At 52.6% G+C, this 26,719-nt stretch carries 19 protein-coding genes; 3 read left to right on the forward strand and 16 right to left on the reverse strand.

Annotation, left to right across the window (positions count from 1 at the left end):
- Positions 1-403 precede the first annotated feature (403 nt).
- From M2108_RS13235 to M2108_RS13275, 9 genes are all read right to left on the reverse strand, one after another.
- Positions 404-2,137: a hypothetical protein gene (locus M2108_RS13235; RefSeq protein WP_277469799.1), complete on the reverse strand. Its 1,734-nt coding sequence runs from the start codon at positions 2,135-2,137 to the stop codon at positions 404-406.
- 3 nt (positions 2,138-2,140) lie between these two features.
- The gene (locus M2108_RS13240; RefSeq protein WP_277469798.1) at positions 2,141-3,124 is read right to left on the reverse strand and encodes a sugar phosphate isomerase/epimerase family protein; all 984 of its coding nucleotides are present in this window, start codon (positions 3,122-3,124) and stop codon (positions 2,141-2,143) included.
- A gap of 58 nt (positions 3,125-3,182) precedes the next feature.
- The gene (locus tag M2108_RS13245; RefSeq protein WP_277469797.1) at positions 3,183-4,103 is read right to left on the reverse strand and encodes a carbohydrate ABC transporter permease; all 921 of its coding nucleotides are present in this window, start codon (positions 4,101-4,103) and stop codon (positions 3,183-3,185) included.
- Between the two features lie 27 nt (positions 4,104-4,130).
- Positions 4,131-5,033 (reverse strand): ABC transporter permease, encoded by a 903-nt coding sequence (locus tag M2108_RS13250; protein ID WP_277469796.1) that lies wholly within the window; start codon positions 5,031-5,033, stop codon positions 4,131-4,133.
- 78 nt (positions 5,034-5,111) lie between these two features.
- A complete protein-coding gene (locus tag M2108_RS13255) occupies positions 5,112-6,710 on the reverse strand; it encodes an extracellular solute-binding protein (protein ID WP_277506190.1) in 1,599 nt (532 codons plus the stop codon).
- 344 nt (positions 6,711-7,054) lie between these two features.
- Entirely contained in the window at positions 7,055-9,283 is a 2,229-nt protein-coding gene (locus M2108_RS13260) for a helix-turn-helix domain-containing protein (protein ID WP_277469794.1), read from the reverse strand.
- 26 nt (positions 9,284-9,309) lie between these two features.
- Entirely contained in the window at positions 9,310-10,503 is a 1,194-nt protein-coding gene (locus M2108_RS13265; RefSeq protein ID WP_277469793.1) for an MFS transporter, read from the reverse strand.
- Between the two features lie 20 nt (positions 10,504-10,523).
- Complete coding sequence (locus tag M2108_RS13270) at positions 10,524-11,495, reverse strand: ROK family protein (protein ID WP_277469792.1); 972 nt, start codon at positions 11,493-11,495, stop codon at positions 10,524-10,526.
- A gap of 39 nt (positions 11,496-11,534) precedes the next feature.
- Complete coding sequence (locus M2108_RS13275; RefSeq protein WP_277469791.1) at positions 11,535-12,713, reverse strand: ROK family transcriptional regulator; 1,179 nt, start codon at positions 12,711-12,713, stop codon at positions 11,535-11,537.
- 210 nt (positions 12,714-12,923) lie between these two features.
- On the opposite strand from M2108_RS13275, the gene M2108_RS13280 reads away from it, so the two are divergent.
- Entirely contained in the window at positions 12,924-13,391 is a 468-nt protein-coding gene (locus tag M2108_RS13280; protein WP_277469790.1) for a MarR family winged helix-turn-helix transcriptional regulator, read from the forward strand.
- Positions 13,392-13,679: 288 nt separating this feature from the next.
- Here M2108_RS13280 and M2108_RS13285 read toward each other — a convergent pair whose 3' ends face one another.
- The 7 genes from M2108_RS13285 to M2108_RS13315 form a co-directional block, all read right to left on the reverse strand.
- Positions 13,680-15,557, reverse strand: a complete 1,878-nt coding sequence (locus tag M2108_RS13285; RefSeq protein ID WP_277469789.1) for an LTA synthase family protein — start codon at positions 15,555-15,557, stop codon at positions 13,680-13,682.
- A 379-nt stretch (positions 15,558-15,936) separates the two neighbouring features.
- A complete protein-coding gene (locus M2108_RS13290; RefSeq protein ID WP_277469788.1) occupies positions 15,937-16,614 on the reverse strand; it encodes an HAD family hydrolase in 678 nt (225 codons plus the stop codon).
- A gap of 242 nt (positions 16,615-16,856) precedes the next feature.
- Positions 16,857-17,114, reverse strand: coding sequence for an AbrB/MazE/SpoVT family DNA-binding domain-containing protein (locus M2108_RS13295; protein ID WP_068728741.1), 258 nt, complete (start codon positions 17,112-17,114; stop codon positions 16,857-16,859).
- A gap of 364 nt (positions 17,115-17,478) precedes the next feature.
- On the reverse strand, positions 17,479-19,575 hold the full coding sequence (locus tag M2108_RS13300; RefSeq protein WP_277469786.1) for a glycoside hydrolase family 36 protein: 2,097 nt from the start codon (positions 19,573-19,575) through the stop codon (positions 17,479-17,481).
- Positions 19,576-19,666: 91 nt separating this feature from the next.
- Positions 19,667-20,995 (reverse strand): type 2 periplasmic-binding domain-containing protein, encoded by a 1,329-nt coding sequence (locus M2108_RS13305; RefSeq protein WP_277469785.1) that lies wholly within the window; start codon positions 20,993-20,995, stop codon positions 19,667-19,669.
- Between the two features lie 123 nt (positions 20,996-21,118).
- Positions 21,119-22,765, reverse strand: a complete 1,647-nt coding sequence (locus tag M2108_RS13310; protein ID WP_277469784.1) for a response regulator transcription factor — start codon at positions 22,763-22,765, stop codon at positions 21,119-21,121.
- Between the two features lie 4 nt (positions 22,766-22,769).
- A complete protein-coding gene (locus tag M2108_RS13315; protein ID WP_280777056.1) occupies positions 22,770-24,467 on the reverse strand; it encodes a sensor histidine kinase in 1,698 nt (565 codons plus the stop codon).
- A 347-nt stretch (positions 24,468-24,814) separates the two neighbouring features.
- Here M2108_RS13315 and M2108_RS13320 point away from each other — a divergent pair, with 347 nt between their 5' ends.
- Together M2108_RS13320 and M2108_RS13325 are read left to right on the forward strand one after the other, a co-directional pair.
- Positions 24,815-25,705, forward strand: a complete 891-nt coding sequence (locus tag M2108_RS13320; RefSeq protein WP_277469782.1) for a carbohydrate ABC transporter permease — start codon at positions 24,815-24,817, stop codon at positions 25,703-25,705.
- A complete protein-coding gene (locus M2108_RS13325) occupies positions 25,705-26,538 on the forward strand; it encodes a carbohydrate ABC transporter permease (RefSeq protein WP_277469781.1) in 834 nt (277 codons plus the stop codon). Before M2108_RS13320 ends, M2108_RS13325 begins: the two co-directional genes overlap by 1 nt.
- Positions 26,539-26,719: the final 181 nt, after the last annotated feature.

Consider the following 26,719-nt stretch of genomic DNA (forward strand, 5'->3'; position numbering starts at 1 on the left):
GATCCGTTAGCCATGCAGATTGTCCCCTGCAGACGAAATAAGGTCGCTCAGGTCCGTTAGAAGTTAGTTGGGGAGGCTTAAAAGTTGGCATTGGCAGGGACGGTTTGGGGCTGGATGCCGGGTGGTCACGGGCAGCGGTTGTGTTTGGCAGCGGACGGGGCTCAGCTCGCTGAGCCGTTAGCCGAGGGCGGGGACGCGTTAAGTTGGTTGGCTATCAGTGAGGCCCGGGTCTACGGTTGTGATTGGTAGTTTGTGTGGGTGGAGCGGCGTTTAGGTTGGTTATCGGCAGATTGCAGGTTACTGGTTGTGATTGGCTGTCGCCGGGGCACAGACCTGCGTTAAGTTGGCTGTCGGCGTAGGCCCTCCCCACAATCTTCCCACAATAAAACAAACAGCCGCTCCGTTAGGAGAGGCTGATGCGCAGCGTATAATCCAGCGGCGTAATAAGCGTTACAATAACCTTCTGGCAGCCGTCCGGGTAGCTCATGCCCCGGATTTCGGCCAAATGGTGCTCGTGGCTGCCGTGCTCAAGCTCCATCCAGTCTCCGCCGGAGCTATAGCGCAGCTTGCCGGATTTCCAGAAGGAGGCCTCGTTCATTCCCGGAACCGGCGTCAGCGCCTCTCCCTCCAAGGTGCCTTCACTGCCGAAGAGCAGCACGATCTGGGTCAGCACATCCGCCGGTGACGGCGATGTGAACTGCAGATCCCAGCCTCCGCTGTGCTCGCTCACCAGGACGGAGACTTTACTGGCCTGTGAATGGGTAAGCGGCCTTTCGCCGTGCGGCAGCAGATACCATGGACTGGCGGGCAGGCCTGAAAGCGGCGGCAGCTTGTCTGCAGGAATCGTGCCGTAATAGCCCTTCTCCCCGGTGGACTCCAGCAGGAAGCCTGCCTCGGTCTCCAGCAGGGAATCCATAGTGATCAGCCCCGGCTCAAAGCTGGAAGCCAGCTGAACCCCGAGCAGCCGCGCCTTGCCGTGCCGCAGGGAGAACAGGGAGGAAGCCTCGGTCATCACGCTCACGCTCGTAGAGCCGCTGCGGACCCTGGCAACCGGGGCCCCGAATTCGGTATGCTGCTTACTGTGGCGGACAGGGCCGCCATAGCCGTCATGTCCGATCTTGTCCAGCAGCTCCCGGCGGTTAAATGCGCCGTTGATTACCTTGCGGTACTGGCCAGGCAGCTCTCCCGGTTGCACCGCAGCCGATTGCAGCTGCGGGTACAATAGGAAGCCAAGCATGATCTGATTCGGCAGCGAACCGGGGTGAGTAACAGAGCGGCCGGCCAGCTCGGCCAGTGCAGCAAACTCGGCATCCCCGTCAAGCTCAGCCATCAGCTTATAGCACAGATAGTAGTCCGCCAGCGAGAAGACACTGCCGAAATCCTGGCGTCCCGAATAATCGGTCACTACCTCCCCGTCGGGATGGACGAGATATTTCATCATCCGCAAATTGCGGCGGACCGGCTCAAGCAGCTCAGGCCGGTTCAAATCCCAGGCGGCATAATAGAGCATGATGTCACTGACCGTGTTATAGATCCCGTTGCTCCGCTCCGTCCACTCTCCGTCCGGGGTGATATCCATCCCCTCCTGCAGCCATTCCTCCGCTCTGCGCTTCAGCTTATTTTCTCCGAAAATCCGGTACAGGGAGCCGAGTGCAGCGGTCAGTACCCAGCGGTGGTTGGGCGTATGTACGCCGCCGGTCAGCATCGCCGGAAATGTCCGCTGCAGAAACATGCCAATCATCTCCTGAACCATGCCGGCAGGCTCCCACGCCTGCTGCTCCAGCAGGGTATAGATATTAGCCAGCCCCACTACCACAAAGGCCGTATCCGGCGGTGAATGATAGTTGGTCCAGCCCGGTGATATCGTTCCATCCTCATGCTGGAACCGCAGCATGAAATCCGCCGCTTCGTGCAGCTGCCGAAGCAGGGCCGGATCGCGGTAATACTGCGATTGCGGATTGCACAGCGCAGCAGCCCAGGCCGCAATGTATTGGGCGGTGCCGGTATGATTCGGCCAGGCTACCCCGCTTAGCGGATCACGCACCCCTCCAAAGTAACGGTTATCCCGGTCAGATATCTGTATTGCCAGTGATTCCTGTGTCCACTTGTCATTTATTGCTGTTATCCTGTCGAACATCTGCTACTCCCCTCCAACTGTCGGCGCAAGCCGCCCCCCGGTGCGCCGGGCTATCTTTGAAACAAGCATCTGATGACTCTGCTCAATATCCGCCGGAGTACAGGCTGCTTTCAGCTCATACACCTTGACCGGAGCCTGCGCAATAATATCCAGGAATGAGTCAAAGCCTTCATCGTCCCCGCTGTGCACATAAGGACACCAGTGATCCGACAATCCAATTGTTTCATGTATATGAACGCCTACAATATCTTCTATCATTGCATTCGCTTCGTTCACATTGTCATAAAGCCCCATCCGTCCCATCATCATGCCGTGGCCGATGTCATACCACAGGCCGACCGGTGCTCCCTTCAGACCTGAGATAATCGTTCTGGCTTCCTCCAGCGTCGGCATCTGATTGCAGCGTGAACGGGTCTCAATGCCGAATTTCACTTTGTACCCTCGTCTCGCCGATTGCTCGCACACGTCGTCGAGGCTGCTCATAATACGCTGAATATAGCCGTCGCTCAAGGCTTCCCGGCGCTCAATCATTTCAGCCCAAAGCCGCTGATACGCGGCGGATTCCCGGCCTTGTGTGTTGTAGATCTCTTTAAGCTGATCGTCAATATCCCGGTCAAAAGGAACCTCCCCGGGATGCACCACAACGGCCTCTGCCCCATAGCGGTGGGCGTATTCCGCCGACTGCAGCAGCAGCTCCACCGCCCTGTTCCTCCGCTCCTTGTCCTCAAAGCCGAGCAGCACTGAATCTGTGCCGTAGTCGGGATCGGCTATATGCGGGAATGTATTATGCACACTGGAGATACCGATCTCCCTGCGTTCAATCAGCGGCTCGATGGTCTGCAGCATTTCACGGGTTACATTGTAGTTCAGTTCAACTCTGGAGAAGCCCAGCGAACGGATTTCCTCAATCATCCGGTCACCCGATTCATGCCTTCTGATATTCCAGCAGGTCGAGAAGGAGTATTGCTCTTTTGCTGTGAATTCCACTCTTGATCACCCTCTCTTTATAATGGTTAGCCGAAGTTCTTTCAACTCCCGCACTGTCTTATCCCTTAACAGCCCCGGTCATTACACCGGAGACAAAATATCTCTGCAGCCAAGGGTACACCAGCAGAATCGGCACGGTCGCGAACATTACCGTTGCAGCCTTGAGGCTTTCCGGCACTACTGTACTGATGGCGTTGCCCTCCATCCGCATCAGATCCGACACCTGGCTGTTCTGGATCATCTGATACAGCTTAAGCTGCAGCGGGTACAGCTCCGGCTTGGTGATATACATCAGCGTATCCTGAAATCCGTTCCACCGGCCGACTGCATAGAACAGGCTTAATGTAGCAAGCACCGGCATGGACAGCGGCAGGATAATCCGGAGCAGCGTGCCGAACTGGCTGCTGCCGTCAATCTCTGCGGACTCCTTCAGCGCATCCGGAATCCCGGCGAGGAAAGAGATCAGGATGATCATGTAGAACGGGCTGATCAGACCGGGCAGAATAAGCGCCCAGATTGTATTAAGCAGGTGCAATTCACGTGTAAGAATATATTCAGGAATAATACCGCCGCTGAAAAACATCGTTACTACTATGATGAACATAAAGATTTTACGGCCCTTCAGGTCCTTCTTGGACAGCGCATAGCCGGCGGCAACCGTCATCATCATGCAGAGCACCGTAAAGAGCACGGTCAGGAAGATTGTGAAGCCCAGTGAACGGATCATGGCAGCATCACTGAACACTTTTTTATATGCCTCAACATTGAAGTCCAGCGGGAATAAGGTTACTTTTCCTGAAGAGATCGGTACGGTCCCGCTGAAGGATACAGCCACAATATGAATAAACGGAATCAGACAGGCCAGCACCGCCAGGATTAGACAGACGACTATGACCACATCAAATGCATTGTTAGCCGCTCTTTTGTTTGTTATGTTAGTCGCTCTTTTGCTCATTATGTTAACTGCTCTTTCACTCATAATGTACACTCCCTGTCAAAAGGTTGTTTATAGAATGCTCTCGTCAGTGAGCTTTTTGGAGATATAATTGGCCGCCAGCAGGAAGATCAGTCCGACCACCGCCTGGAAGAGCCCGACTACTGTAGCCAGCGTATACTGCCCCGATTCCAGTCCAATCCGGTATACGAAGGTGCTCAGCACATCCGAATATTCCCTTACAGCCAGGTTGCCGATAACAAACGGGCGCTCGAAGCCGATCGAAATCATATTTCCCAGATTGATGATCAGCAGCGTAACAATCGTCGGCTTGATTCCCGGAATCGTTATATGCAGAATGCGCTTCAGCCTGCCGGCCCCGTCCACTTCAGCCGCCTCGAACAATTCTTTATTGATGCCGGTAAGCGCTGCCAGATAGAGAATCGTCCCCCAGCCGGCACTTTGCCAGACCCCGGTCAGCAGGTAAGTGATCAGCCAGTACTTTTTATCAGACAGAAACGGAACAGCATCGAAGCCCAGGCTCATCAGCAGATTGTTGATCATACCGGACTGTGTGCCGAACAGCTGGTAGACGATTCCCCCGATGATTACCCAGGAAATAAAATGCGGAATATACAGAATGGTCTGCGACAGCTTTTTAAACCAGGCCACTTTCAGCTCAAACAGCATAATCGCCAGAATTAACGGTGCCGGAAAAGATACGATAAGATCGAGAAAATTCAGCATCAGCGTATTTCGCAGGGTTAAGTAGAAATCATGATTGGCAAAAACTTCGCGGAATCCGTCCAGGCCGATCCATTCACTGCCGCCGATTCCCCTGAAAAAGTTGAAATCCTTAAAAGCAATCTGCACACCGTACATAGGGCCGTATTTAAAAATAATGAAAAAGGTAATGGGCAGCACCAGCAATGCATACATCTGCCAGTTTCTGCGGAAATATCGGGCGTACCCCATGGGCGGCTCCTCCTTTACTGTGCCTCTTATGGTAAGGGAGCAGCACGGCCTGCAGCCGCACCACTCCATCAAGATCTGTTATTGCTGCCCGCTGTAAGCTGCTTTGCGTTCATCCAGGATCGCCTGTCCGCCGCTTGCCATATAGTCCTTCAGCATACTTTCATAGGTTGCATCGAAATCCGCAGGGGATACCATCGCCGATTTTACAATCAGCTGCTTCGCCTTTTCGCTGAGTGTGGTGCCGTATTTACTTTCGGCCTCAATTGGACGGCTGGTATACACAGGCTCGATGACATCGGTGTTTGAAATATCAAGCGATTTGGCAATGATATCCTGGTACTCAGGCTTGAAGCTCTTCACAAAAGCCTCATTGTTCTTCTCCTGGCTCTCGAAAATCCGGCCGTTAGCAATAATCCCGATATCCCCGCCGCCCATCAGCTTGTTCGTGGACTCGGCAGATAAATTCGGAATGGCAACCGGAACTCCGTCCTCCAGGGTGTAGTGCTCACCTTCAATCCCGTTCTGAATGTACATCAGATGATCCCCGGAGGCCATCCAGTCTAAGTATTTGATCGCTTCAACCGCATGCTTGCTGGACTTGGGAATCATGATATACATTCCGTTCGGGGCAGCCACCGGCTTGGCGTGCTTGCCTTCACTGTTCGTATAAGGATCAATCGCGGTCAGGACCGCATCCGGATGGTTCTGCAGGAGCAAATCATAAGCACCGTCAGGATAAAAAATATTATCATTGTCCTCACTGAACGCACCTACGAGCCCGGAGCCGATATTCTGCGTCAGTGTTTCTTTATTTTCATCCAGGGCAAAATCCTTGCTGATCAGCCCTTCGTTATACAGCTTGTTCATATATTGTACTGCGTCCTTGAAGCCGGGCAGCAGAATCGGATAATCTCTGGAACTCAGTGTCTGGGTCAGCTCAAAGCGCTCCTGCTCGGTGACTGGCTGGATAAAGGACCAGATCAGCGACTCATATTGCCCCGGGGCAATCGTCATTCCGAGCGGAATAACCTTGCCTCCGGTTTCACCCGGGTCCTGTTCTTTGAAGGCTACCAAGGTGTCATACAGTTCCTCAGTTGTCGTTGGAACCGGCAGCCCCAGTTTATCCAGCCAATCCTGGCGTACAAAGGAGGCGTATTTCCCTACGGTTGAGCGTTTAGCCGGGATACTGTATTGCACGCCTTCAAATTGGCCGTATTTCAGCGTATCTTCGCCAAGGAAGGCTTTCAGGTTCGGTCCGTATTCATCCAGCAGCGGAGCCAGATCCGTCAGGCCGCCTTGCTCGGCATATTTATTGAAGGTACCGGAATCGTAGGTGAACACAATATCAGGGACATCTGTGCCGCTCGCCATCAATACATTAAGCTTGGTTACTTCCTCCGAGCGGGGAATAGGAACAAATTCGACGTCGATATTGTTCGGCTGGCCGAAGCTTTCTTTTACATAGTCGGTCAAAAAGTTATCCGATGCCGTAAGTCCTGCCGGTGCGTTGCCGCGGTCAAACACTTCGATTTTTAAGCTTCCAGCCTGTTGTGATCCGCCGTCACTTGCATTTGCACTGGTACTGTTATCCTGTGAACACGCAGATAATAATACTGAAGAAGCAAGAACTGCCGAAAGACCCAAAGCCATTTTCCCTTTGCTGTGACCGATTGCCATATTCCCTCACCTTACCCTTTCGAATTCTGGTATTAATCCAGTCGTCTCTGTCTCTGCTATGCTTTCGACTTGATCATGGGATGAATTATTACATCGTTTTTAAAAATGTACAATATACATGTTTCTTTGCGCTTTTTCATGAAAATTATAAGAATTTACGTCATTTTTCATGACATATATACAGTTTTCTAGTGAATTCCAGGTGTTAATTCGTTGAAATTCTGATAAATATACCACATATATAACATTAAGTGTTCTATGTATGCCAGCTGATTTCCGATAAAAAAGCGTAAATGCCGGCCGCATGGCTTCCGGATTTACGCTTGCATTTGTTCTTCTATATCTTACGGATGATTCAGCTTCCGGTGATCGCCGGGAGTCATTCCGGTAAACCGCTTGAAGACCCTTCCGAAGGTAATAGCGTTAGCATAACCAACCTGCAGGGCAATATCCTGAATACTGTCCTGCGTGTCATCCAGCAGCTCCTTCGCCTTCTTTACCCGCAGCTCTGCCAGGAAGTCAACAAATTTCATATTGAATTCTTCCTTAAACAGATAGCTGGCATATTTGCCGGAGATCTGGAACCGTTCGCTCAGATGGTTTAAGGAGAGATCCGGATTGGCGTAATTGTCCTCAATGTAATGCTTAACCTCCTTGATCATGACACGGTGGCTCTTGAGCTCATTCACCGAAACATAAACATGGTAGGTTTCATTCAGCCAGCCCGTCAACAGCTCCTTGATCTCCTCGAGATCGGTACTCCTGCGGATCTGCTCCTGCAAACCGCCAGTGCCGGTTAACGCGAGCTGCCGGTCCAGTGATTCCGAGATGCCCCTAAGCTCCTGCTCCAGTGCCTGCAGCATGACCTCCAGCAGCATGTAGATCTCTTCATCCTTCAAGCGGTCTTTACGGAAGGAAGCAAAAATTTCCTCCAGCCTGCTCCGCCAATTCTCCCCGGATAGCCGGAATTCCCGGACAAGCTGCGTGAAATTCCCGAAATACTTATAGCTCTGCAGCCCGGGCTCCTCCTGCCGGTCCATATGAACCGCAGCAATCTCTGTTCCGAGCGCCAGCCTGTGGCTGAGCACCCCGGCAGCAGCTGTGTAGGACAGGTGAATATCCTGCAGGCGGTCAACTGTATGACCGACACCAAAGGTAAGGGAAAGGCGCAGATTCTCCAGAATCCAGCTGTGACAGCCCCTGGCCAGCTCAAGCAGCTGAGAATTATCATCTGAAGGACGGTGCCGGAGGCCGATCAGGACAGCAAGCCGTTGTCCGCTTACCCATTCCGACCATGCCTGAAGCTGATTCTCGGCCATCAGGTCGCTGATTACACTCGTCAGGGCGAATTTAAGCAGATTCTGCTCCTGCCGGGAAAGCACCTTTAGCTCATCTCCCACATTCAGCTCCGCAGCAAATACCACAAAGGCGTCAAACTCTCTTTTTCCTTCAAAAGGATCAAGCGCTGTTAGTCTTTCAGATACATCCTTCAGGCGTTCACCGCTGATGATGTCCAGAAACAGCTGTCTGCGCCGGATCAGCAGATTTTCATAACGTTCCCGCTCATAGTCGGTTGTCAGCTGCACCAGACTGTCCAGGGCGGTATGCATCAGGGCCAGCTCATCCGGATTAGCAGCTGCCGGCTCATTTTTGCCATGGGGCTGCAGCGCTTGAATCCGTACCATCAGCTGCTGGATCGGCCGGTAGTTGCGGCGGGTGATATAAATGATATACAGCACTCCCAGTGCAATCGTCACGAGTCCGATCACAAGCCAGATATAGGATATGACCGAAATCCAGTCGAACAGCCGGCCTGCCCGCAGTCCGCTCTCAAAGGTCCAGCCCAGGCTGTCCGCCCGGATCGTGGATAGCTTGCGGATATTGTCATCACCTGAGGTCTGCAATGAATCATACAACAGGGTGCCTGCGGAATCTTTTATCCGGACAAAAGAAAGCTCGCCGCTCGTCAAACCGTCCACCAGGCGCTCCAGGCGGTATACGCTGATATTGACAACGATGTAACCGTCTGAGCCCAGGGGAATCGGAAGCCTTCTGGCCAGACTGACCACCGGATATTCAGCCTTGGCATTTCTTGGCTGGTACATCCGCACCGGACTCCAACCGGTCTGCACCTGCTGCTGTGAAATCTGATCAATATATGCCGCCTCATGCGTCAAATCCAGGTCCACGTAACCGCTTTGGCTGAGAACCTGCCTGTCCTTGCTGCGGTAAATATAGATCGAGTCGATGAGGCTGATGCGTTCAACCAGACGGTTCATGCTCTGTACAATTTCGTAGGAGCTGTCACCAGGGTAAGCCGCTTTGGCCGGGTCAAAAAAATCGTTGTAGGAGTAGTTGTTCTCTACCTCATCCAGCACACTGAGCTGCACATCACTTAAGGTCCGTTCCACGGTATCTGCAATGTAGCTGGTGGAGATGTAATTGGCTTTTTGCGTCTCGCTGCGGGAGAGCTCTGTAATGATCATAAAGGCCAGAAAAATAAGCACAGATACGACAAGAAGAAAGACAGGGAAGTATGAAAATAGCATCCGACTGTACCAACTGCGTTTCATAGCTCCTCCCCTCCCTTTTTAGAAAGTTAATGACTTGAATGCGAGACAGCCTTAACCCTGTACAGCAATAAAGCGCCGGCCGCAGCGCTGACCGTGCAGGCAAAATACATCAGACCGGGTCCGCCCGTCTCCAGCAGATAGCCATTCAGCAAATTCCCGGCGATTCCGCCGAGGCCTACAAACACCATGTTGAACAAGCTTTGTCCTGTGGCCTGCAGCTCCTTGCCTGTTATAGAAGCTACATACTCCACAGCAGCAATATAGAAAAAGCCGAAGGAAAGTCCGTGCAGCGCCTGGACTCCTATCATAACACCGGGAACCGGAATGAGCCATTGGATGGCCCAGCGGAGCATGTAGGCAACGGAAGCGAGCATCAGTGTTTTTTCATAGCCGTATTTATTCAGCACCCTGGATGCTGCCAGCATCGCCGGGACACTGGTAATAGAAGCAATCAGCAGCGCAATGCCCGACCACGAGAAGCTGCCTCCGGCCATCTGAAAGGTCAGCACAAAAAAGGAATTGAACGCAGTCAGTGTCTGGTTGACCAGAAAGCAGCCGGCCAAAAACAGCATAAACACCTTGTTGCCCAGCAGCTTTCTGATTCCCTGTGAGAAGGTCACACTGGTGCTTCTCCGCTCCACACTAGTAGGAATAGTGATTACCAGCGTAAGCGCGAGCAGGTTAAAGATCAGGAACGGTATCCAGAGCTCGGTTACTCCCAGCCAGTTGAGATACATTCCGCCAAAATATCCGCCCAGCGCCGTCCCGACACTGCCAAACAGCCGGATCGTGCCGAAGGAGGTGCCTGCCGCCTGAGCCGCCCTTACCGCATAGGAGTCGGCAATCGGAGTCTGTGTACTCTGAAATATAGTGTACAGGCTGTATACCAGTACAATAACCATCAGCCATCTCAAATTATAAAAATAAACGATGGTTCCGGGAATAATCAAGGTGAGCATGAGCACCAGCCTTGTCCGCTGATAGCGGTCCACCAGAATCCCCCACAAGGGCTGGAACAGAATCGCCAGCAGGGTGCCGAAGGCCATCATAACCCCGATTGCCTGGCTGCTCATGCCTTGATGAACCAGCAGTGAAGTGACGTACGGATTGAAGCTTCCCCCCGCCAGACCCGTGAACAGGTAGAGTCCGCGCATTTTCAGCAGCACCTCGGACTCCTTGCTCTTGACCGAAAATCTTGTTATGCCCAGTTCACGTTTCATGATCTAAACCTCGTTTCTATTTAATTGCCTGAAGTGATTCTGCTTCTTACAGCCGCCGCAGCTCCGATTGCCCCTGCCCGGTTGCCGAGCACCGCCTGCCGGATTGCCGGCGGCTGATGCGGGGGATAACAGCTGACACGCTTGACAATTTCGTCTATATATCCCGGATTCTTCTCCACCACTCCGCCGCCGAGAATGACGAGCTCCAGATCGAGCGTGAGCACTATATTCTTGATAACAGCCGCCATGTGCCCGTATGCCTGATCCAAAAGCTGCAATGCCGCTTTATCCTCACGCCTGGCGGCAGCAAATACATGCTCGGCCCGGACCGGTCCGCCCTGCGCCAGCTCACGGATTAAAGACGGGCGGCCGCCGCTGTGCAAGTAATCCGCTGCCTTTGCTCCAATCCCTGTGCCGGAAGCCTCCATTTCAAACGGGCCGAACTCGCTGTACTCCGGATCAGCTGCCGCAGAGTACTCGCCCGGCTTAACAATGAGATAGCCGATCTCGCCGGCGGCGAAGCCGGCTCCCCGGTACAGCCGTCCATCCAGGAACAGGGCGCTTCCGACTCCGGTTCCAACCGTAATCATGATGAAATGCCCCGAGCCGGCCGCCGCTCCGGCCGCATGCTCGCCCAGTGCTGCCATATTGACATCGTTGTCGAGCACGACAGTTCCCGGATAACGGGCAGTAATAAGCGGACGAATATCGACAGCAGGCCAATTCAGCGCCGGAGCACTGGTAAGTGTCCCTGTACGTTCATTCATCACTCCCGGAAAACCGATGCCTACTCCCTTGAGCGATGATAGTGTACCGCCGTTTCGGATGCAGCTCTGCTCCAGTTCATCAAATAACCAGTTAAAGAACTTTCCGGGATCACGGCTCAGCTGTGTCTCCAGCTTATGCTCCTCCAGGATATTGCCCTGCTCATCTGTCAGGCAGAGCTGTGTTTTGGTTCCGCCGACATCGATTCCTGCGCTGAATAGCTTCATTATGAATTCCTCCGCATTGTTATGATTCCTTATTCCCGCCTACTGTCCGCGAATAAGGCGAAAAGCAGCCTGTAGGGCAATCTGAATGGCACCGAGTACCACATCCTTATCCCCGCGGCCGGATACAGACAGCTGCGGCTTGCGCTGCAGCTGCGCCAGCTCTGCTTCCAGCCTGTGCAGCAGCAGGTCGCCGTTTCCGCCGATCCCGCCTCCCAGCACTACCCGGTCCGGAGCGATTACTGCACAAATACTGCCAAGTGCTTCTGCCAGCAGGCGGCAGTATGCATCCAGAATGGATTCTGCGAGAACATTGCCGCTGCGGGCTTCATTAAATATCTGTTCTGCAGATCCTTCAAGGCCTGCTAGCAGTGGAGTTGCTGCCGCAGTTTGCTGTTCAGCGGTTATGCTGGAGGCGAGCTGCTTCAGTCCGCCTGCAGACAGAATATCCTCCAGCCTGCCCGCGCTAAGAACCACATTGGCTAATTCACCGGCACCGCCGCCCAGCCCGCGGTAAATCTCCCCGCCGATAATCAGCCCGCCCCCGGTTCCTTCACCGATGGAGAAGTACAGCAGGGAACGGCTTTTTTCCGCTCCGGACAGGGTATACTCGGCCAAAGCTGCCAGATTGACGTCATTCTCGGTGACGACGGGCACCGGTAACAGCTGTGCCAGATTCGCCAGCTTCAGCGCAGCTTCGCGGCCCCGCAGCGGCAATACCAGCTCAGACACCTCGCCGTCAGCGGGATTGACAACACCTGGAATACCGAAAGCCGCCGCCTGGATGCTGTCCCAGTTTAACCCGGCTTCGGCAAGAAGCCCTTCAAGGCCCTGCACCAGAAAGTCCTGAAACTCCGGCTCTGCCAGATGATCTGCCGGCATAGCCAGCTGCTTGTAATGGCAAATCTCTCCGCCCATATCCGCCAGGGCCATCCTGATCCGGGTCGCCCCCAGGTCTGCGCCGATGACATAATAGCATTTCCGGTTAAATTCAAGCAGAGTGGCCTTGCGGCCCTGTGCGTTCTCCGCCCGTCCTGTTTCTTTGACCAGTCCCCGCCCGATTAACTGGGTCACTGCCGAGGATATGGTCGGCTTGCTCAGTCCCGTTTCACGGCTTAGATCCGCTCTGGATTGCGGCCCGCCAGCAATAATACGGTCCAGGATCAGCATTTCATTCATATTGCGCATCGCTTTCGGCGTTCCTGCAGATGACATATTCATCGTTCGCCCTCTACTCTCATGATTTGCCTCATACTCTCTTGCATTCCCCTGAATTTTATAATTAGTAAAGTTTCTTAACTTAATATACAGATTACCGTTACATTTATCCAGCCTTTTGTAAGGTTAAATTACATCAGCGGGCAGAGAAAAATTTGATAAGAACTGAATTTGGGCTATAATTATAGGTAAATATGCTTACGGGGTGTACTAATGAACGAAGACAGATATAACAAAGTGGACGGACTTATGGGGGCTTTTCAGCAATTTTCTCGGCTGAACTGGCAAAAGACGACAATGTTCGGGCTAAAGCCGAGTGAAATCCGGGTACTGATTACGATCCGCATGGGCAAAAAAAGAACCGGCAAGGATACGCTTACCGTCTCGGAAGTCAGCAAACTGCTGCGCGTGACCTCTCCTACGATTACACAAATGGTGAACAGCCTGCTCAGCCAGGGACTGGTCGTGCGTACCAGCGACTCCCAGGACCGCAGGATCAGCGCGATCCAATTGACGGAACAGGGCGAGCAGCTCGCCGACCAGGCCATTGCCAAGATCCGCGATACGTTCAAGGGTATGATAGACCATCTGGGTGAGGACAAAAGCGCTCAGCTCATAGAGCTGCTGGACGAAGTCCACGCCTATTTCGAGCATTTGAACGGACAGGCAGATTACTCTTAATTTGATGTAATATCGCTCACCGCCGTCCTGCCACGCCTCTGTGTCACACCACTTGGGAGAATCAACGGGACTTTTACCGTTGATTCCGCCGCTCCGCACGTTTCTGCCCGCCCCGCCGCTTCTAATACCTAATTACCTTCAGTCCCCCACTCACATCACCATCCCACCTTCCTCCAATACCAAGGCGTCCCCCTACATAAATTAAAAAACACCAAGTGCAGGATTTCACCCACACTTGGTGCTCATTCTACTCCCAATTAATTACTCCCGTTACTCCAGCCAAGTCTATTACTCCGTCTGATCCGCCCGGTTTGGCAGCTGCAGCAGGTAGCTGTTCGACAGGCTCAGCAGACGCTGGACTGCGCTGAACTGCGCTTCCGTCGAGCCGCCGGGCAGGCTGGAGTTATCCAGCAGGCTATAATTGGTACCGTCAGCATAGCCGTCACCAGTGACGTAAATGCTCTGGTTATTAATGAAGGAACCCGTCGGCAGGAAATGCCGCACCGGCAGCAGATTACTGGCCTGATTGAACAGGTCTTCGCCAAAATGCAGCTGCCCCGCTACGGAAACTCCCAGCAGATTAGCAACTGTCGGCAGAATATCGACCTGGCCGCCCGTTCCGCTCATAACAGCAGGCAGGCCGCCGCTTGGTGAATGGACAATGAACGGAATGTTAAACATATCCGTGTAGCCGTAGTCATGGCCGACCAGCCCGTTAATCAGCTCCTTCTCCCCGCTGCCCAGCGTATACATCGGTACCCCCTGGTGGTCCCCGTAGAAGACAACAAGGCTGTCATCCCACAGGCCGCTTGCCTTCAGCTCCTCCAGAAACTGCCCCATCGCATAATCGGCATAGTTCTGAGCCTGGATATAATCACCAAGCAGCGTTCCCTTGTAGCGCTCAGGCAGTGACATTTTGTATTTCTCCTCAGGAATCCGGTAAGGATGATGCGCACTCATGGAGATTACCATCGCATAGAACGGCTGGTCTGCGGCATCCATTTTGACCAGTTCAGGTACAGTCTTCGCAAATAGCACCTCATCCGAGGAACCAAAAGCAATGTGATCGTCATCCCCGTAAAAAGCCTGGTCATAATACTTGTCAAAGCCGATCGCTTTGTACAGGGCGGTGCGGTTCCAGAATTCCACGCTGTTTGTATGGAACGTAGCTGTAGCATAGCCGTTGCCGCCAAGCAGCTTCGGCAGGCTCGGTACCGCTTTTCTCATATAGTCGGAGGAGGTCGCCGGTGCATTCTTTGGCACATAAAAAGAGGTATTTACCGCAAACTCGGCATCCGAGGTGGTCCCCTGCCCTGCATTGGTGTAAAAGTTGTTGAAGTACGTATTTTCGCGTGCCAGCCGGTTGAGGTTCGGTGTAATTTCCTGCCCGTCAATGCTCAGCCCGATCAGGAAGTTCTGGAACGACTCCATCTGCACCACAATCAGATTCCGGCCTTTGTCGGCACCGAAATAGAGCGGCACTGCCGGCTCCGTGATTCCCTTAACCTCATTCACCGCCTGCTGCGTGATGTCCTGAGGGGCAATCAGCGCCTCATCCTCTGTCGTGTCAGCAAATAACGTGTACAGCTCGTAGTTCAGAATCCCCATGCTCTCCGCTTTTTTAATCTCGTTCATGCTTGCGTGGTTAGGCCAGATGTTAAAGACACACAGGCCAAAAGAAACGGCAGACAGCACCAGCAGAGCTGGCCGGCTCATCCGGATTGCCCCCCGTTCCTTCCACTTGGCAATGTATTTGGGACGGAACATGAAGAACAGGAAGAAGATGATATCGACAAAAATAAACAGGTAATACGGTGTAATCAGCGAATATGTGCTTTCCCCAACCTTGGTCACTTTATCTGCCTGCTGCAGCGCGTGATAGGTAGCAATGACCCCGTAATATTTGTAATACATCAGCACGGCAAAATAAATGACCGTAATCAGCAGATTCGCAATCATGTAGTACAGAATTTTCCGCTTGGAGGCCAGCCATTCAATCAGGCTGAACACAATCAGGAAAAAAGGAATCTCTGTGAATGCCATGCTCCAGCTCGGTCCTCCGCTAAAGACGACAAACCAGGCTACGGCACTTTTGATGAGCAGCACAACGCTGAACAGAATGATGGGTCTGCCGAATAACCGTTTTATTGCAGAATTGTGATTCATATTGACTCCCCCTAGCTTTTCAGAAAAAAATCATTTTTATTTCAAATTTTGACAGCAGCATTCGTCACCAGCCTTAGGTGTCACCTCATGCCAAGTATTTATATTCATTTCCGGGAGAAAGAGTTACACAAGCAGCAAGAAGAAACGGCTTACCGTCTTGCACCCAAGAACACCCGGACGGATTCCGTTTCTGCGGAGATACACTGATGATTAAATCATAAAGTAGATAGGTAATCAACCTATTTTTTTAAAAAATAAATCCGAACTCCTCCCAGGCTGGCTTGCCTGCTCAATCAAACTCTATGTCCGCCAAAAAAGCCCTCTCTCCGCAAGCTGCGGAAAGAGGGCTAATCTAGTGGTACTGGAGCATACCCGTTAATTATTCCGCACTGTCGTACAGTCCGATCAGCTCATCGAACGCTGAAATAATGACATCCGAGCCCTTCAGCTCCTCCTGGCGGCCGAAGCCGGCATAACCGCAGCCGATCACGGTCTGCCCGTTGCCTTTGCCTGCTTCCACATCGGAGGACCGGTCGCCTACCATCCAGGCGCTGCTTACCCCGTTGTCCTTCAGCAGAAGGCCCAACAGCTCTGTCTTCGTTGCCGTTCCCTGGCCGCCTGCACTGTACAGCCCCTCGAACAAATCCTTCAGCTCATGCACAACTACTATGCTGTGTATGTAATCCGCCAGCCCGTTGCTGGCGACGAACAGCCTGACTCCCCGTTCTTGCAGCGCGCGCAGCGTCTCCACAACCCCCGGGTACAGCAGTGTGCCGCCGGCCTCCAGCCCTTCGATCTCCAGCTGCAGCAGCAGCTCATCGGCTCTGCGGTGCACCGCTTCATCCGCTTCCGGCATCACATTCTTCCAGATCTGCGCAAGAAGCATACCAAGACTGCCCAGAATGCGCTCCTCCGGCGGCGTGGGACCGGCATACAGCCCTTCCTCACGAAGGATATCGAACATTTTATGGTAAGCAGGCAATAACAGGCTTTCCGTCTGGAACAGCGTTCCGTCCATATCAAATACAATCGCTTCCGGTTTCTTCAGTTTCGTCATAAGGTGACCTTCCCTTCAGAGTGTTCTGCATGGGTTAATGATAAAGGATAGCAGCACTCATTGTCTACGAGGGGTGAAGGGCATTAAATCCCCCCACAAAGCGGGGTCTCTCATGGATGCTGATCAGGTCCTTTGCGGGAACCCCGAAAACTTATACAACGTAAAAAGACCGGGGCGTACACTGTTAAAAGTGCGCACTCCGGTCCTGCGGTCATCTGAAATTTCAGGCTTAAGATAAATGATTAAATCCGGTCAAAGCTGGCAATCAGCTCATCAAGGACATCCTTGCTGACCATTTTGCCTCTGAAGTTAATCAGGTTCTCTGCGCTTCCGGAGAAGATGCAGGTAGGCTCATATTTTCTGAGAATGATTTTTTCTCCGTCAACAAAAATTTCAAGCGGGTCTTTTATGTCGATTCCCATTGTTCTGCGCAGCTCAATCGGAATTACAATACGTCCCAGTTCATCAACTTTTCTCACAATACCAGTTGCTTTCATTATTATGCATCCTCCCTTGAAATAAGCACTTTATATAATCATTTGTGTTAAAAGCTATCAAGGCTTCTAAATAGTAGTAATGATTACGCTTATATTTGCATTGTAATGTGCTATTTCTTCCCTGTCAAATTTATTTCTACATCTTTTGATATTTATCGACATATTATTCGACAAAGTTTAGAGATGATTCGACAAAATATAAAAATTATTTCAATTAGCAATATTATGATTTTTAGATAGTTTCACATGAATAATAATATTTTGTTGCGATAATAGCAAAAACACCCTCCGCAAATACTGGTCAATAACTTTCCAGATTGCGAAGGATGTCTCTGTTCGTACGGTACTTAAGACCTTGTATACCCTCTTAACTATGCAGCTCAAACAGTCTGGCCGTTCTTCCAGCCGGAACAGATACGGTCAGGCTGCCCTCCGCCTTATTCCAGCTCCATTCGGAGCCATGCTGCTTGGGATAAGCGCAGCTGATCCGTATCTCCCGGCCGGCAAGCTCCGGCAGCGGCAGCGTTATTCCCTGTTCTTCCCCGGCAATCCGCCACACTGCCAGATAGCGGATATTACCGTGCTGCAGACCATAGCTGACCCACTGTCCCCGGCTGTCCGGCAGGCCAAGCGGCCAGAATGGCATTGCCTGCGGGATCAGTGCGCGGATCGATTTATAGTAATCCAGCGCTTCACGCACCAGCTCCCGGCGGCCGGGCGCAAGCTCTGCCAGATGGCCGCTCTGGTGCACTCGCAGCAGGAGGGCGTTGATCATATTAAAAATGACCTCTTCATCATCGCCTTCGCGCAGCGGGTAAGACCAGACCGCCGATTGCTCCGGGGTCAGCGCCAGCGGGGAACCGGCGGCAATCGCCGCATAGCTCACGTAGTCCTCCTGGTCACTGGTGGACTGGATACTGTGACGGCTCAGCATGGCATAATCCATCCGCATGCCGCCGCTGGAGCAGTTCTCGATGACCAGCTCCGGATAACGCGCAAAGATGCTGTCGAGCCAGGCCAGGTAGGCCCTGTTATGCTGCAGGAGCCCGTCGCCAAAGCTGTCTGCATCCGTCTCGGTGCCGATCCCCGCATTGATGTTGTAGTCCATTTTGATATAGCCTACACCATACTCCTCTACGAGACGGGCTATAACACCGTCGGCATGTTCGATAACCTTGGGATTGCGGTAGTCCAGCTGATAACGGCTGCGGTCCTTGACCCGCTTGCCGTGCCGCATGAAGAACCAGCTGTCATCCGTTTCGGCCAGCTTCGGACTGTTGATGCCCATGACCTCCAGCTCCAGCCACAGCCCTGGAATCATACCTTTGCCGCGAATGTAATCCAGCACAAATTTGATCCCTTCAGGAAAACGTTCAGCCGAAGGCTCCCACTGGCCTACACCATCCCACCATTCTCCAGGCGCATACCAGCCGGCATCAATACAGAAATATTCACAGCCCACATCTGCTGCAGCATCAATCAGCGGCAGCAGCTTCTCTGTCGTCGGGCTGCCCCACAGGCAATTCATATAATCGTTAAATATTATCCGCAGCAGCTCATTGTCCTCATTCGGTCTGCGGATGATCCGGCGGTAGGCCGTCAGCTGCGCGGCCGCCGCTTCTATTCCCCCTTGCACAGAGCCGGCGGCAACCGGCACGGAGATGAATTCCTCACCCGGCGCAAGCTTCAGCCACCAGTGGTTGTCATGCTCCGTTGGTCCGCTGGCCAGCAGAGTGAGCTGATCGGACTGGTCGGTCAGCTCCCAGTGCCACGAGCCGTTATGCTCAATCTGCCAGAACAGGCTGCTTCCGCTTTCTTTGTTGTGCAGCACCGCCATCGGCAGCAGCTCCGCTGCCGACCAGGAGCCCGTATTGCTGGCGGCAATCCGCTTCGAACCCCGGTCAGCCAGATGGTACATACCCAGCTCCGGCAGGCTGTAGGTCCGCCACTGCAGCTCGCTCTGCCAGCCGCTGTGCGCCAGTGTGACTTCAATCTTGTCCTCCCTGTCACGGCTCCCCTCCTTGTCCACTCCTGTAAGGGCAAAGGAAGAAATATATTCTACAGCAATTTCACTGTCTCCTTCATTCTTCAGCACCGTCCAGGCACGGACGATCTGCACTCCGCTGTAAAACTGAAAATGCTGCACTGTCTTCAGCGCAGTGACCGGATCTTTCAGTGTAAGCTCCAGCTTGCGCCCCAGCGCATTAGCAGTGTCGCTATGTCCGTCATATTCCATCCGCAGTCCCGGATAAGAAGCCCGGTGAGTCCGGCCGTGATACTCTGCACGGTCCTCCCCGGACAGCTGCAGCTCCAGCAGCCGGAAGCCCGGCTTATGCTTATCCGCAATGACGCCGGGCTCAAGCGGCGCCGCCCCGAAATGCAGCAGCCGGACATCCAGCTCCTCCGTAATTTCAATCGTAAGATAAAGCCCGTTTTCGGCAATCTCAATCAGCCTGCTGGTCATAAGTGTTAAACCTCCTGACAAATGATGGGCAAAAGACGGCCCCGCCGGTAAGAACCTTACCTGCGAGACCGTCCCGGATGATCACTTTCTGTTATTCAGCCGAACCGAATTGAATCCACGCTTTCTGAATTTCGTCGATCGCCTGGTCTTTAGTTTTGCTGCCGCCGATGTAGGCCTGCATCAGCTCGCCGAATTTCTGGTGGAACGTATCCAGCGAGTAGTTGACAGACAGGTCGCCGGATTTTTCGGTTTTGAGGATTTCATCCATTTCCTTCGGCATCTGCAGGTCAGGCATCGGAGCATCCTTGATTGGCGGAATTACTTTGGCTACAGTAGAGAACCAGCTTTTACCGTAGTCGGAAGTGTACAGCCAGTTGAAGAACTCGATGGTTTCGGCAGCTACTGCGGAATCCTTGTTAATGCGCAGCGCCTGGTCGGCCCCGGTAATAATCTGGGATTGCTCAGCCTTGTCGCTGACCGGATAGCCGGCGATGCCAAGGTCGAAGTCTGGAGTGATTTTCTTGATTGCTTCTTCATCCCATGCGCCTTTACCGGTCATGAACGCTGCTTTGCCAAGTGCAAAGTCGCTCACTTCAGCATTGCTGTCACGTTCCAGCGGCTTGTCTGTTCCGTGCTTAACGGTAGTATCGATGAAGTTGAAGAAGTTATCGTACAGCACCGGATGATCCTTGAAGGTGGTCTCACCGGCGATGAAGTTCGCTACCAGCGTCTTCGCATCAATGCCGGCATCCATAGCCGCTGCGTCTACAAAGTGCTGGAAGATGTGCTTCCAAACCCACCACTCTTTATAAGCATTGGCGAATGGTGTGATGCCTTTGGCTTCCAGCTTGGTGATGGCATCATCCAGCTCGGCGGTTGTTTTCGGAACCTCTGTAATGCCGGCATCGGCCAGCAGTTTTTTGTTATACATCAATACGAACAGATTCCCTTTTACCGGGAGCCCCAGCACCTTGCCGTCAGAGGAGGTCATGTTGGCCCGCACGGCATCTGTCATTGCTGCAGCCAGCGGTTCATTGGTCAGGTCAGCGCTGTATTCGGCAAAAGTATCGATATCCCCGCCGGCAGTTGTCTGGAAGACATCAGGCGTGCTGCCTGCGGCAATTTTGGATTTCAGTACCGTGTTATAGTCGGCCTGCATAATTTCCAGGTTGATGGTCACGTTCGGCTTCACTTTTTTGTACTCGGCAATATATGCATTGAATGCGTCCGTGTACTCTGGTGATGCAGTGAACATATTAATCGTTACAGGCTTGGAGGAGTCTGTTTCGGTAGCTGCATTGTTCCCGCCGTTAGTTCCAGCTGTGTTGTTAGCAGCATTATTGTTATTGCCTCCGCAGCCGGCCAGCAATCCTCCGAATAGCAACAGGCTCGCAGACACTGCCATGAATCTTTTTAACATGATGTTGCCCCCTTTTCCTCATGTATCTTGTGTTCTTGGTGTTTATTCTAAATAAAAAGAAAAAGGATAAGAATGTACATAAGTGAACTTCTAAGGGTAAAAAAGTGGGCTAATGTAACCGTTTCACTTCTCTGCCTCCAGGGCACGGGCCCGGAATTCAGAAGGTGAACAATCGTAGTAATTGCGAAACGCCTTGCTGAAATAATTCTTGTCCTTATAGCCCAGCATTTCGGAAATATCCTGAACCTTAAGCGCCGGGTCGGCCAGCAGATCCCTGGCTTTGTCCATTCTCACCTTTTGCACATATTCATGAATGCCGCAGCCGTATTTGCCCTTGAACAGCTTCATCAAGTATTCTCTGCTCAGGAAATACTTATCCGTGAACATCGATATTTTAATATTCTCAAAATAATGGTTATCAATGTATGCTTTTATATTTTCCAGCACACCGCTTCGGTTGCCCGCAAGCGACCTGCTGATTTCACCGGCATAGGCATCCAGAAGCTCATTCAGCAGTCCTTCGAACTGGCTGAACGAGGTATAATCACCGCTGAGGCTAAGTGCAGCCAGCCCTTTATTTTTGATAGCACGCAGCGAAGTTGGCACCTCATCCAGTTCCCCGGCGATATCGCCCAGCAGAATCAGGAGTTCTCGCAGTGTCCGGTCCGCATCTCCCAGGCTGAAACGGGCCGAGGACTGCCACCTCTGGGTGAATTCGTTCAGAATGCTTTTGGCATGGGCGGCATTCCCGCTCTCCAGAATGCTGCGGATCTGCGGCATCCGCCCGGTGAGGGAAGGGTGGTCCCTGAATTCCTGCACGGCGCCGCCGCCACCGGCTACCACCGGCGCTTTCAATTGCAGCAGGTCAATATCATCCAGCCGCGCTTTGGCAGTCTCGCAGGAACCGGCCAGCTCCAGGTAGTCGCCATAAGTAGCTCCAAGCCCGCCGGCACAGTGTATACCGAACAGCTCCTTCAGCGTCGCGGCCGCTTTTTTGAGCTGGTGCATGGAGTGGAAGGCCGCATCCTCCTCATAGCCTTTTTTCATCGTAAAGATCGCAATCAGTTCCCGCTCATTCCTCGGATTCACGAAGCTGAACGCTTCGAATGCACCGCCGCTATTCTCATTAATCACGTTCGTCACGGCAAAATGCATCAGATCACGGTCCTCATGGAACCGCCCCTTGCGCACCTGTTCCAGATTAAGCAGCCGCAGAATGCCGGCCGTATACTGGTTGCCGGCTGTATCCGCACCGATCAGCGGCAGGAAGGCCTCGTACGACTGGTTCTTGAAGCTGCGCTCCAGAATAGACAGGTACATCTTTTCCTTGAGCTTGGGCACGGACATATTCAGCGTGATGTTCTGTGCAATGAACTCGCTTCTCTCCCGCTTCCTGGCTTCAAGCAGATCTACAGCTTTGCGCAGCGCACTGTTAAGATCGCCGCGGTTCACCGGCTTCAGCAAATAATCGACCACCTTGGAACGGATCGCCTGCCGGGTATACTCAAAATCATTGTAGCCGCTGATGACAATCAGCAGCAGCTCCGGAAATTCCTGCTCCGCAATCTGCAGCAGCTGGCTGCCGCCGAGCTCCGGCATTTTCATGTCAACAAGGGCCAGATCGAATTTCTCCCTGCGCAGCATGTCCAGACCGGTCTTGCCGTCATTCGCCTCCAGCACCTCGCTGACCCCGAGCCCCTTCCAATCCCCCAGAATATGAATCGCTTCGCGCAGCGGCTCCTCATCATCAATGATCAGTACTCTATACATGTTGTTATTGGCCTCCCCGCGGTAAAAGAATATCCATTTGTGTTCCGTTTCCTTCACTAGTTATCAGCAGTCCCGCTTCATCCCCGTACAGCAGCTTCAGCCGGGTATTCAGGTTTTTGAGGCCAATGCTCTCATGTCCTTCGTCCTCCCCGGATGCTTCAGTACCGCTGGTCTCCTCATCCCACTGAATCTGCAGCGAGCCCAGCACCTCACCAAGCCGCTCCGCCGTCATTCCCGGCCCGTCATCCATCACCGAAATGACATTGTAGGCAGGCGTCACATGCGCCTCAATCCGGATGGTCACGGTGGTCGACACCTTTTCCAGGGCATGCTTGATGCAGTTCTCCACCAGCGTCTGCACGGACAGCTTCGGAATCCGCAGCGTAAGCAGGCTCTCATCCCATTCATAGACCACCTGCATCCGGCTGCCGAACCTGGCTTTCTGCAAGGCCATGTAGCGCTCAATATGCCTAAGCTCCTCGCTCGCCTGGACAACATCCCGTCCGCTGATGCAGTACCTGAGGGTTAGCGCCAGATTGTCCACCATCTCGACGATATCATCATTGTTGTTCTTGAGCGCCTTGGTGGAGATTGCCTGAAGGGCATTATACAGAAAATGCGGGTTAATCTCCGCTTCGAGTGCTTTGAGCACCGCATTTTTTTCAACAATCTTCATCTTGTAACGTTCATTGATCAGCTCGTTCGTACGTTCCACCATTTTGTTAAAATGCCGTGACAGATAGGCAATCTCATCATTGCCCTCCACCCTCGCCTCCGCCTCAAAGCTGCCGGCGCTGAAGCGTTTCATCTGCAGGGACAGGTTTTTCAGCGGATGGGTAATCCGGTTGGACAGGAAGCCGACCAGAATAACAGAGGCAATCAGAAAGAGCAGCCCGATCGAATAGCTGAGCTTGCGCGTTGTCGTCGCCGCTTCATAGATTTGTTTGTAAGGAATCGGCTTGACCAGCTTCCAGCCCTCTTTTTGGCTGATGTCGTAGATGACCAGGTACTTCTCCTGAGCGTCTGACCAGGTCACCTGTCCGCCTTGCTCCGCTGTAAGCTTATTCAGCAGATCCGCCTCTTCCGTCCGTTCATAAAATGCCTGATCATCCACCACGTACGGCTCATTGTCCGGGCTGATATACATCAGATGGTCCCCTTCCGAGAAGGGAATGTCCTTCATAATCTCATCCGCCACACTGGAATTGAAATACAGCGACAGCACCGCCTGGGGCTCACGGGAAGCGATCGAGCGCAGCAGCCGGTGATAGCCCATAAAGCTTGCATCCGTATTGACCTTGTAGTCGCCCTGCTCCGCATTACCGCTGACAAAAGACTGATAGGACCGGTTATTCGGGCTGGCCAGCGCACGCTTATACCAGGTCAGATGATCAATCGGCGGATGCTCGGCAACCCGGACCGTAATATTATAGTTCTCCTTGGTTACGTAATAATATTTCTGCTCCTTAATGATGTAGAGATAGATGGACTCCAGATCCTTGCGTGAAAAATAGAGATTCTTCAGATAATCCTCCACATACATCTTGGAAGCATAATCCTGTGATTCATGCGTAATGGCGTAAGCAAACTCATCATAGGAGATCTGCGGCAGGGACAGCTGCTCAATCCCGTCAAGATAGCTCTCCAGATTGCGGCCGACCAGCAGCAGGTTATTGCTTGTGCTTGCTATGCTATTGTTCACCGATTCCTTGCGCAGCATCCCGTAGGAGATGAACGTCAGCGACGTGACCACGAGGATGATAATAATGGAGAACAGCAGGATCAGCTTGTTGGCCAGACGGCGGGAAACCCGCTCCAGCAGCGGCTCCAGCAGCTTTTGTATGTTGTTTTTTATGATGGCGCAAGCCTCCCCGCCTCTAATTTTGTTTCCGCTTGCAGTTCACTTTTTTACCCCTAACTGTCTTCTTAAATCCATTTCTGAGTATACGGTGCTGCCCTATAATACACAATATAGACTAACCGGAATGGTTAAGTGTGGCAAGCGGGGTCCTTTACTCCCACCCTATAAATAGCAGAAGAGGTGCATCCATGTTAAAATCACTCGGCAGAAAATGGCGCGAGAAAACGGAGTTCGGGCTCTTCACCCTCCCCGTTCTGATCTGTATCGCAATAGCCTTCTATGTTCCGTTTATCATGACCATCCGTTATTCCATGACCAAATGGAACGGGATCTCCAAGCATCCCAAGTTCGTAGGGCTGGATAACTTCAAGCAGATTTTTATGGGAGATACCAATTTCTCCGATTCGGCCTGGTTCACGATTAAATATGCGGTGCTCTACATCGTTATCGTCAATGTGCTGGCGATTCTGCTGGCCGTGCTGCTCGATATGAAACTGAAATCTACCTCCTGGCTAAGAGCGGCCTTCTTCATTCCTTACATTCTCAGTCTGGTTATCGTTGGTTTCATCTGGAAATTCATCTTTATGCAGGGCTTCAACTCGCTTGGCGAAAGCACCGGCTGGGGCATTTTCGGCCTGAGCTGGCTGGGGACGCCGGGGCTGGCCTTCATATCCATATTAGGGGTATCCATCTGGCAATCCATCGGATTCTATCTCGTAATCTATATCGCCGGCCTGCAGTCCGTACCTGAGGATCTTAAAGAAGCCGCAACAGTAGACGGTGCCGGAGCACTGAGAAGGTTCTTCAGCATTACGCTGCCGCTGCTCGCACCTTCCATTACGATCTCTGTGTTTATGGCGCTGACCAACTCTATTAAAGTATTCGATGTGATCCTGTCGCTGACCGGCGGCGGTCCAGGCGGCACTACTTACAGTATCGCCTATGACATTTACCGTGACACGTTCCAGAACAACCTGTACGGCTACGGTACGGCGAAAGCGCTTATCCTGTTCGTTGCGGTGCTGATCGTTACCGTGATCCAGCTTACATTCTTCAAGAAAAGAGAGGTGGAGGCATAATGAAAACCAACAACAAGTCCGGCAAAGTTATACTCGAGATTGTGCTTGTCCTCCTCTCGCTGCTGTTCCTGTATCCGCTGTTCCTGACGATTATCAACTCGTTCAAAAGCTTCAGCGAGGTCATGACCGACGTGATTGCCCTGCCGCAAAAGCTGACTTTCGCCAACTACGCTTATGTATGGGAATTCATCAACTATCCGCGGCTGTTCCTGAACAACTTCATCATTACCGGGCTCGGGCTGCTGGGGATTGTGTTCGTCTCCTCTATTGCCGCTTACAAGCTGGCCCGGACCAAAACAAAATGGAGCGGCGTAATCTACTTCCTCTGCATTATGCCGATGCTGATTCCGTTCCAGTCCATCATGCTGACCGTGCTGCAGACCGCCAAGAACCTCAACCTGTCCGAGAGCACCTGGGGACTGGGCCTGCTCTACTGGGGCTTTGGCGCACCTCTTGCCGTATTCATCTATCACGGCTTTGTTAAAGGGATTCCGCTGGAAATCGATGAAAGCGCCACGATCGACGGGGCTTCCGGCTTCCGCCTGTTCTTCAGTGTCATCTTCCCGCTGCTGAAATCGGTAACGACTACCATCGTTATCATCGACGTGATGTGGATCTGGAATGACTTCCTGCTCCCGCTCCTCATGGTCAACGGCTCACCGGATACCAAGACACTGACGCTGGCCGCTTACACCTTCGTCGGACAGTACACCTCCGACTGGCAGTATGCAATGACAGCTATGGTAATGGCCGTACTGCCGTCCATCATCGTATTCATCTTCCTGCAAAAGTATATTGTTAAAGGCGTTGTCGCCGGGGCGGTTAAGGGCTGATCTGGTTGGTTGGCTGTAAGAGTTAGTGTAGTCGACAAAGTGAAATACTTCATGCCGAATGACTGATAAAACGCAACACTCCTATAGCCGTATGATCGACACAGCACAACACTCCAATAGCGCATGATTGACACAGCAAACACCCCATAGCCGCGATGGCTGTGGGGTGTTTGCTGTGTTT

The organism is Paenibacillus sp. PastM-3 (assembly GCF_029893965.1).
Taxonomy (GTDB): domain Bacteria; phylum Bacillota; class Bacilli; order Paenibacillales; family Paenibacillaceae; genus Paenibacillus_AQ.

Excerpts from the sequence above, each read along its gene's own strand:
- M2108_RS13235 (WP_277469799.1), bottom strand. The coding sequence starts at position 2,137 with ATGTTCGACAGGATAACAGCAATAAATGACAAGTGGACACAGGAATCA.
- M2108_RS13245 (WP_277469797.1), bottom strand. The coding sequence starts at position 4,103 with ATGAGTGAAAGAGCAGTTAACATAATGAGCAAAAGAGCGACTAACATA.
- M2108_RS13250 (WP_277469796.1), bottom strand. The coding sequence starts at position 5,033 with ATGGGGTACGCCCGATATTTCCGCAGAAACTGGCAGATGTATGCATTG.
- M2108_RS13255 (WP_277506190.1), bottom strand. The coding sequence starts at position 6,710 with ATGGCAATCGGTCACAGCAAAGGGAAAATGGCTTTGGGTCTTTCGGCA.
- M2108_RS13260 (WP_277469794.1), bottom strand. The coding sequence starts at position 9,283 with ATGAAACGCAGTTGGTACAGTCGGATGCTATTTTCATACTTCCCTGTC.
- M2108_RS13265 (WP_277469793.1), bottom strand. The coding sequence starts at position 10,503 with ATGAAACGTGAACTGGGCATAACAAGATTTTCGGTCAAGAGCAAGGAG.
- M2108_RS13270 (WP_277469792.1), bottom strand. The coding sequence starts at position 11,495 with ATGAAGCTATTCAGCGCAGGAATCGATGTCGGCGGAACCAAAACACAG.
- M2108_RS13275 (WP_277469791.1), bottom strand. The coding sequence starts at position 12,713 with ATGAATATGTCATCTGCAGGAACGCCGAAAGCGATGCGCAATATGAAT.
- M2108_RS13280 (WP_277469790.1), top strand. The coding sequence starts at position 12,924 with ATGAACGAAGACAGATATAACAAAGTGGACGGACTTATGGGGGCTTTT.
- M2108_RS13285 (WP_277469789.1), bottom strand. The coding sequence starts at position 15,557 with ATGAATCACAATTCTGCAATAAAACGGTTATTCGGCAGACCCATCATT.
- M2108_RS13290 (WP_277469788.1), bottom strand. The coding sequence starts at position 16,614 with ATGACGAAACTGAAGAAACCGGAAGCGATTGTATTTGATATGGACGGA.
- M2108_RS13300 (WP_277469786.1), bottom strand. The coding sequence starts at position 19,575 with ATGACCAGCAGGCTGATTGAGATTGCCGAAAACGGGCTTTATCTTACG.
- M2108_RS13305 (WP_277469785.1), bottom strand. The coding sequence starts at position 20,995 with ATGTTAAAAAGATTCATGGCAGTGTCTGCGAGCCTGTTGCTATTCGGA.
- M2108_RS13310 (WP_277469784.1), bottom strand. The coding sequence starts at position 22,765 with ATGTATAGAGTACTGATCATTGATGATGAGGAGCCGCTGCGCGAAGCG.
- M2108_RS13320 (WP_277469782.1), top strand. The coding sequence starts at position 24,815 with ATGTTAAAATCACTCGGCAGAAAATGGCGCGAGAAAACGGAGTTCGGG.
- M2108_RS13325 (WP_277469781.1), top strand. The coding sequence starts at position 25,705 with ATGAAAACCAACAACAAGTCCGGCAAAGTTATACTCGAGATTGTGCTT.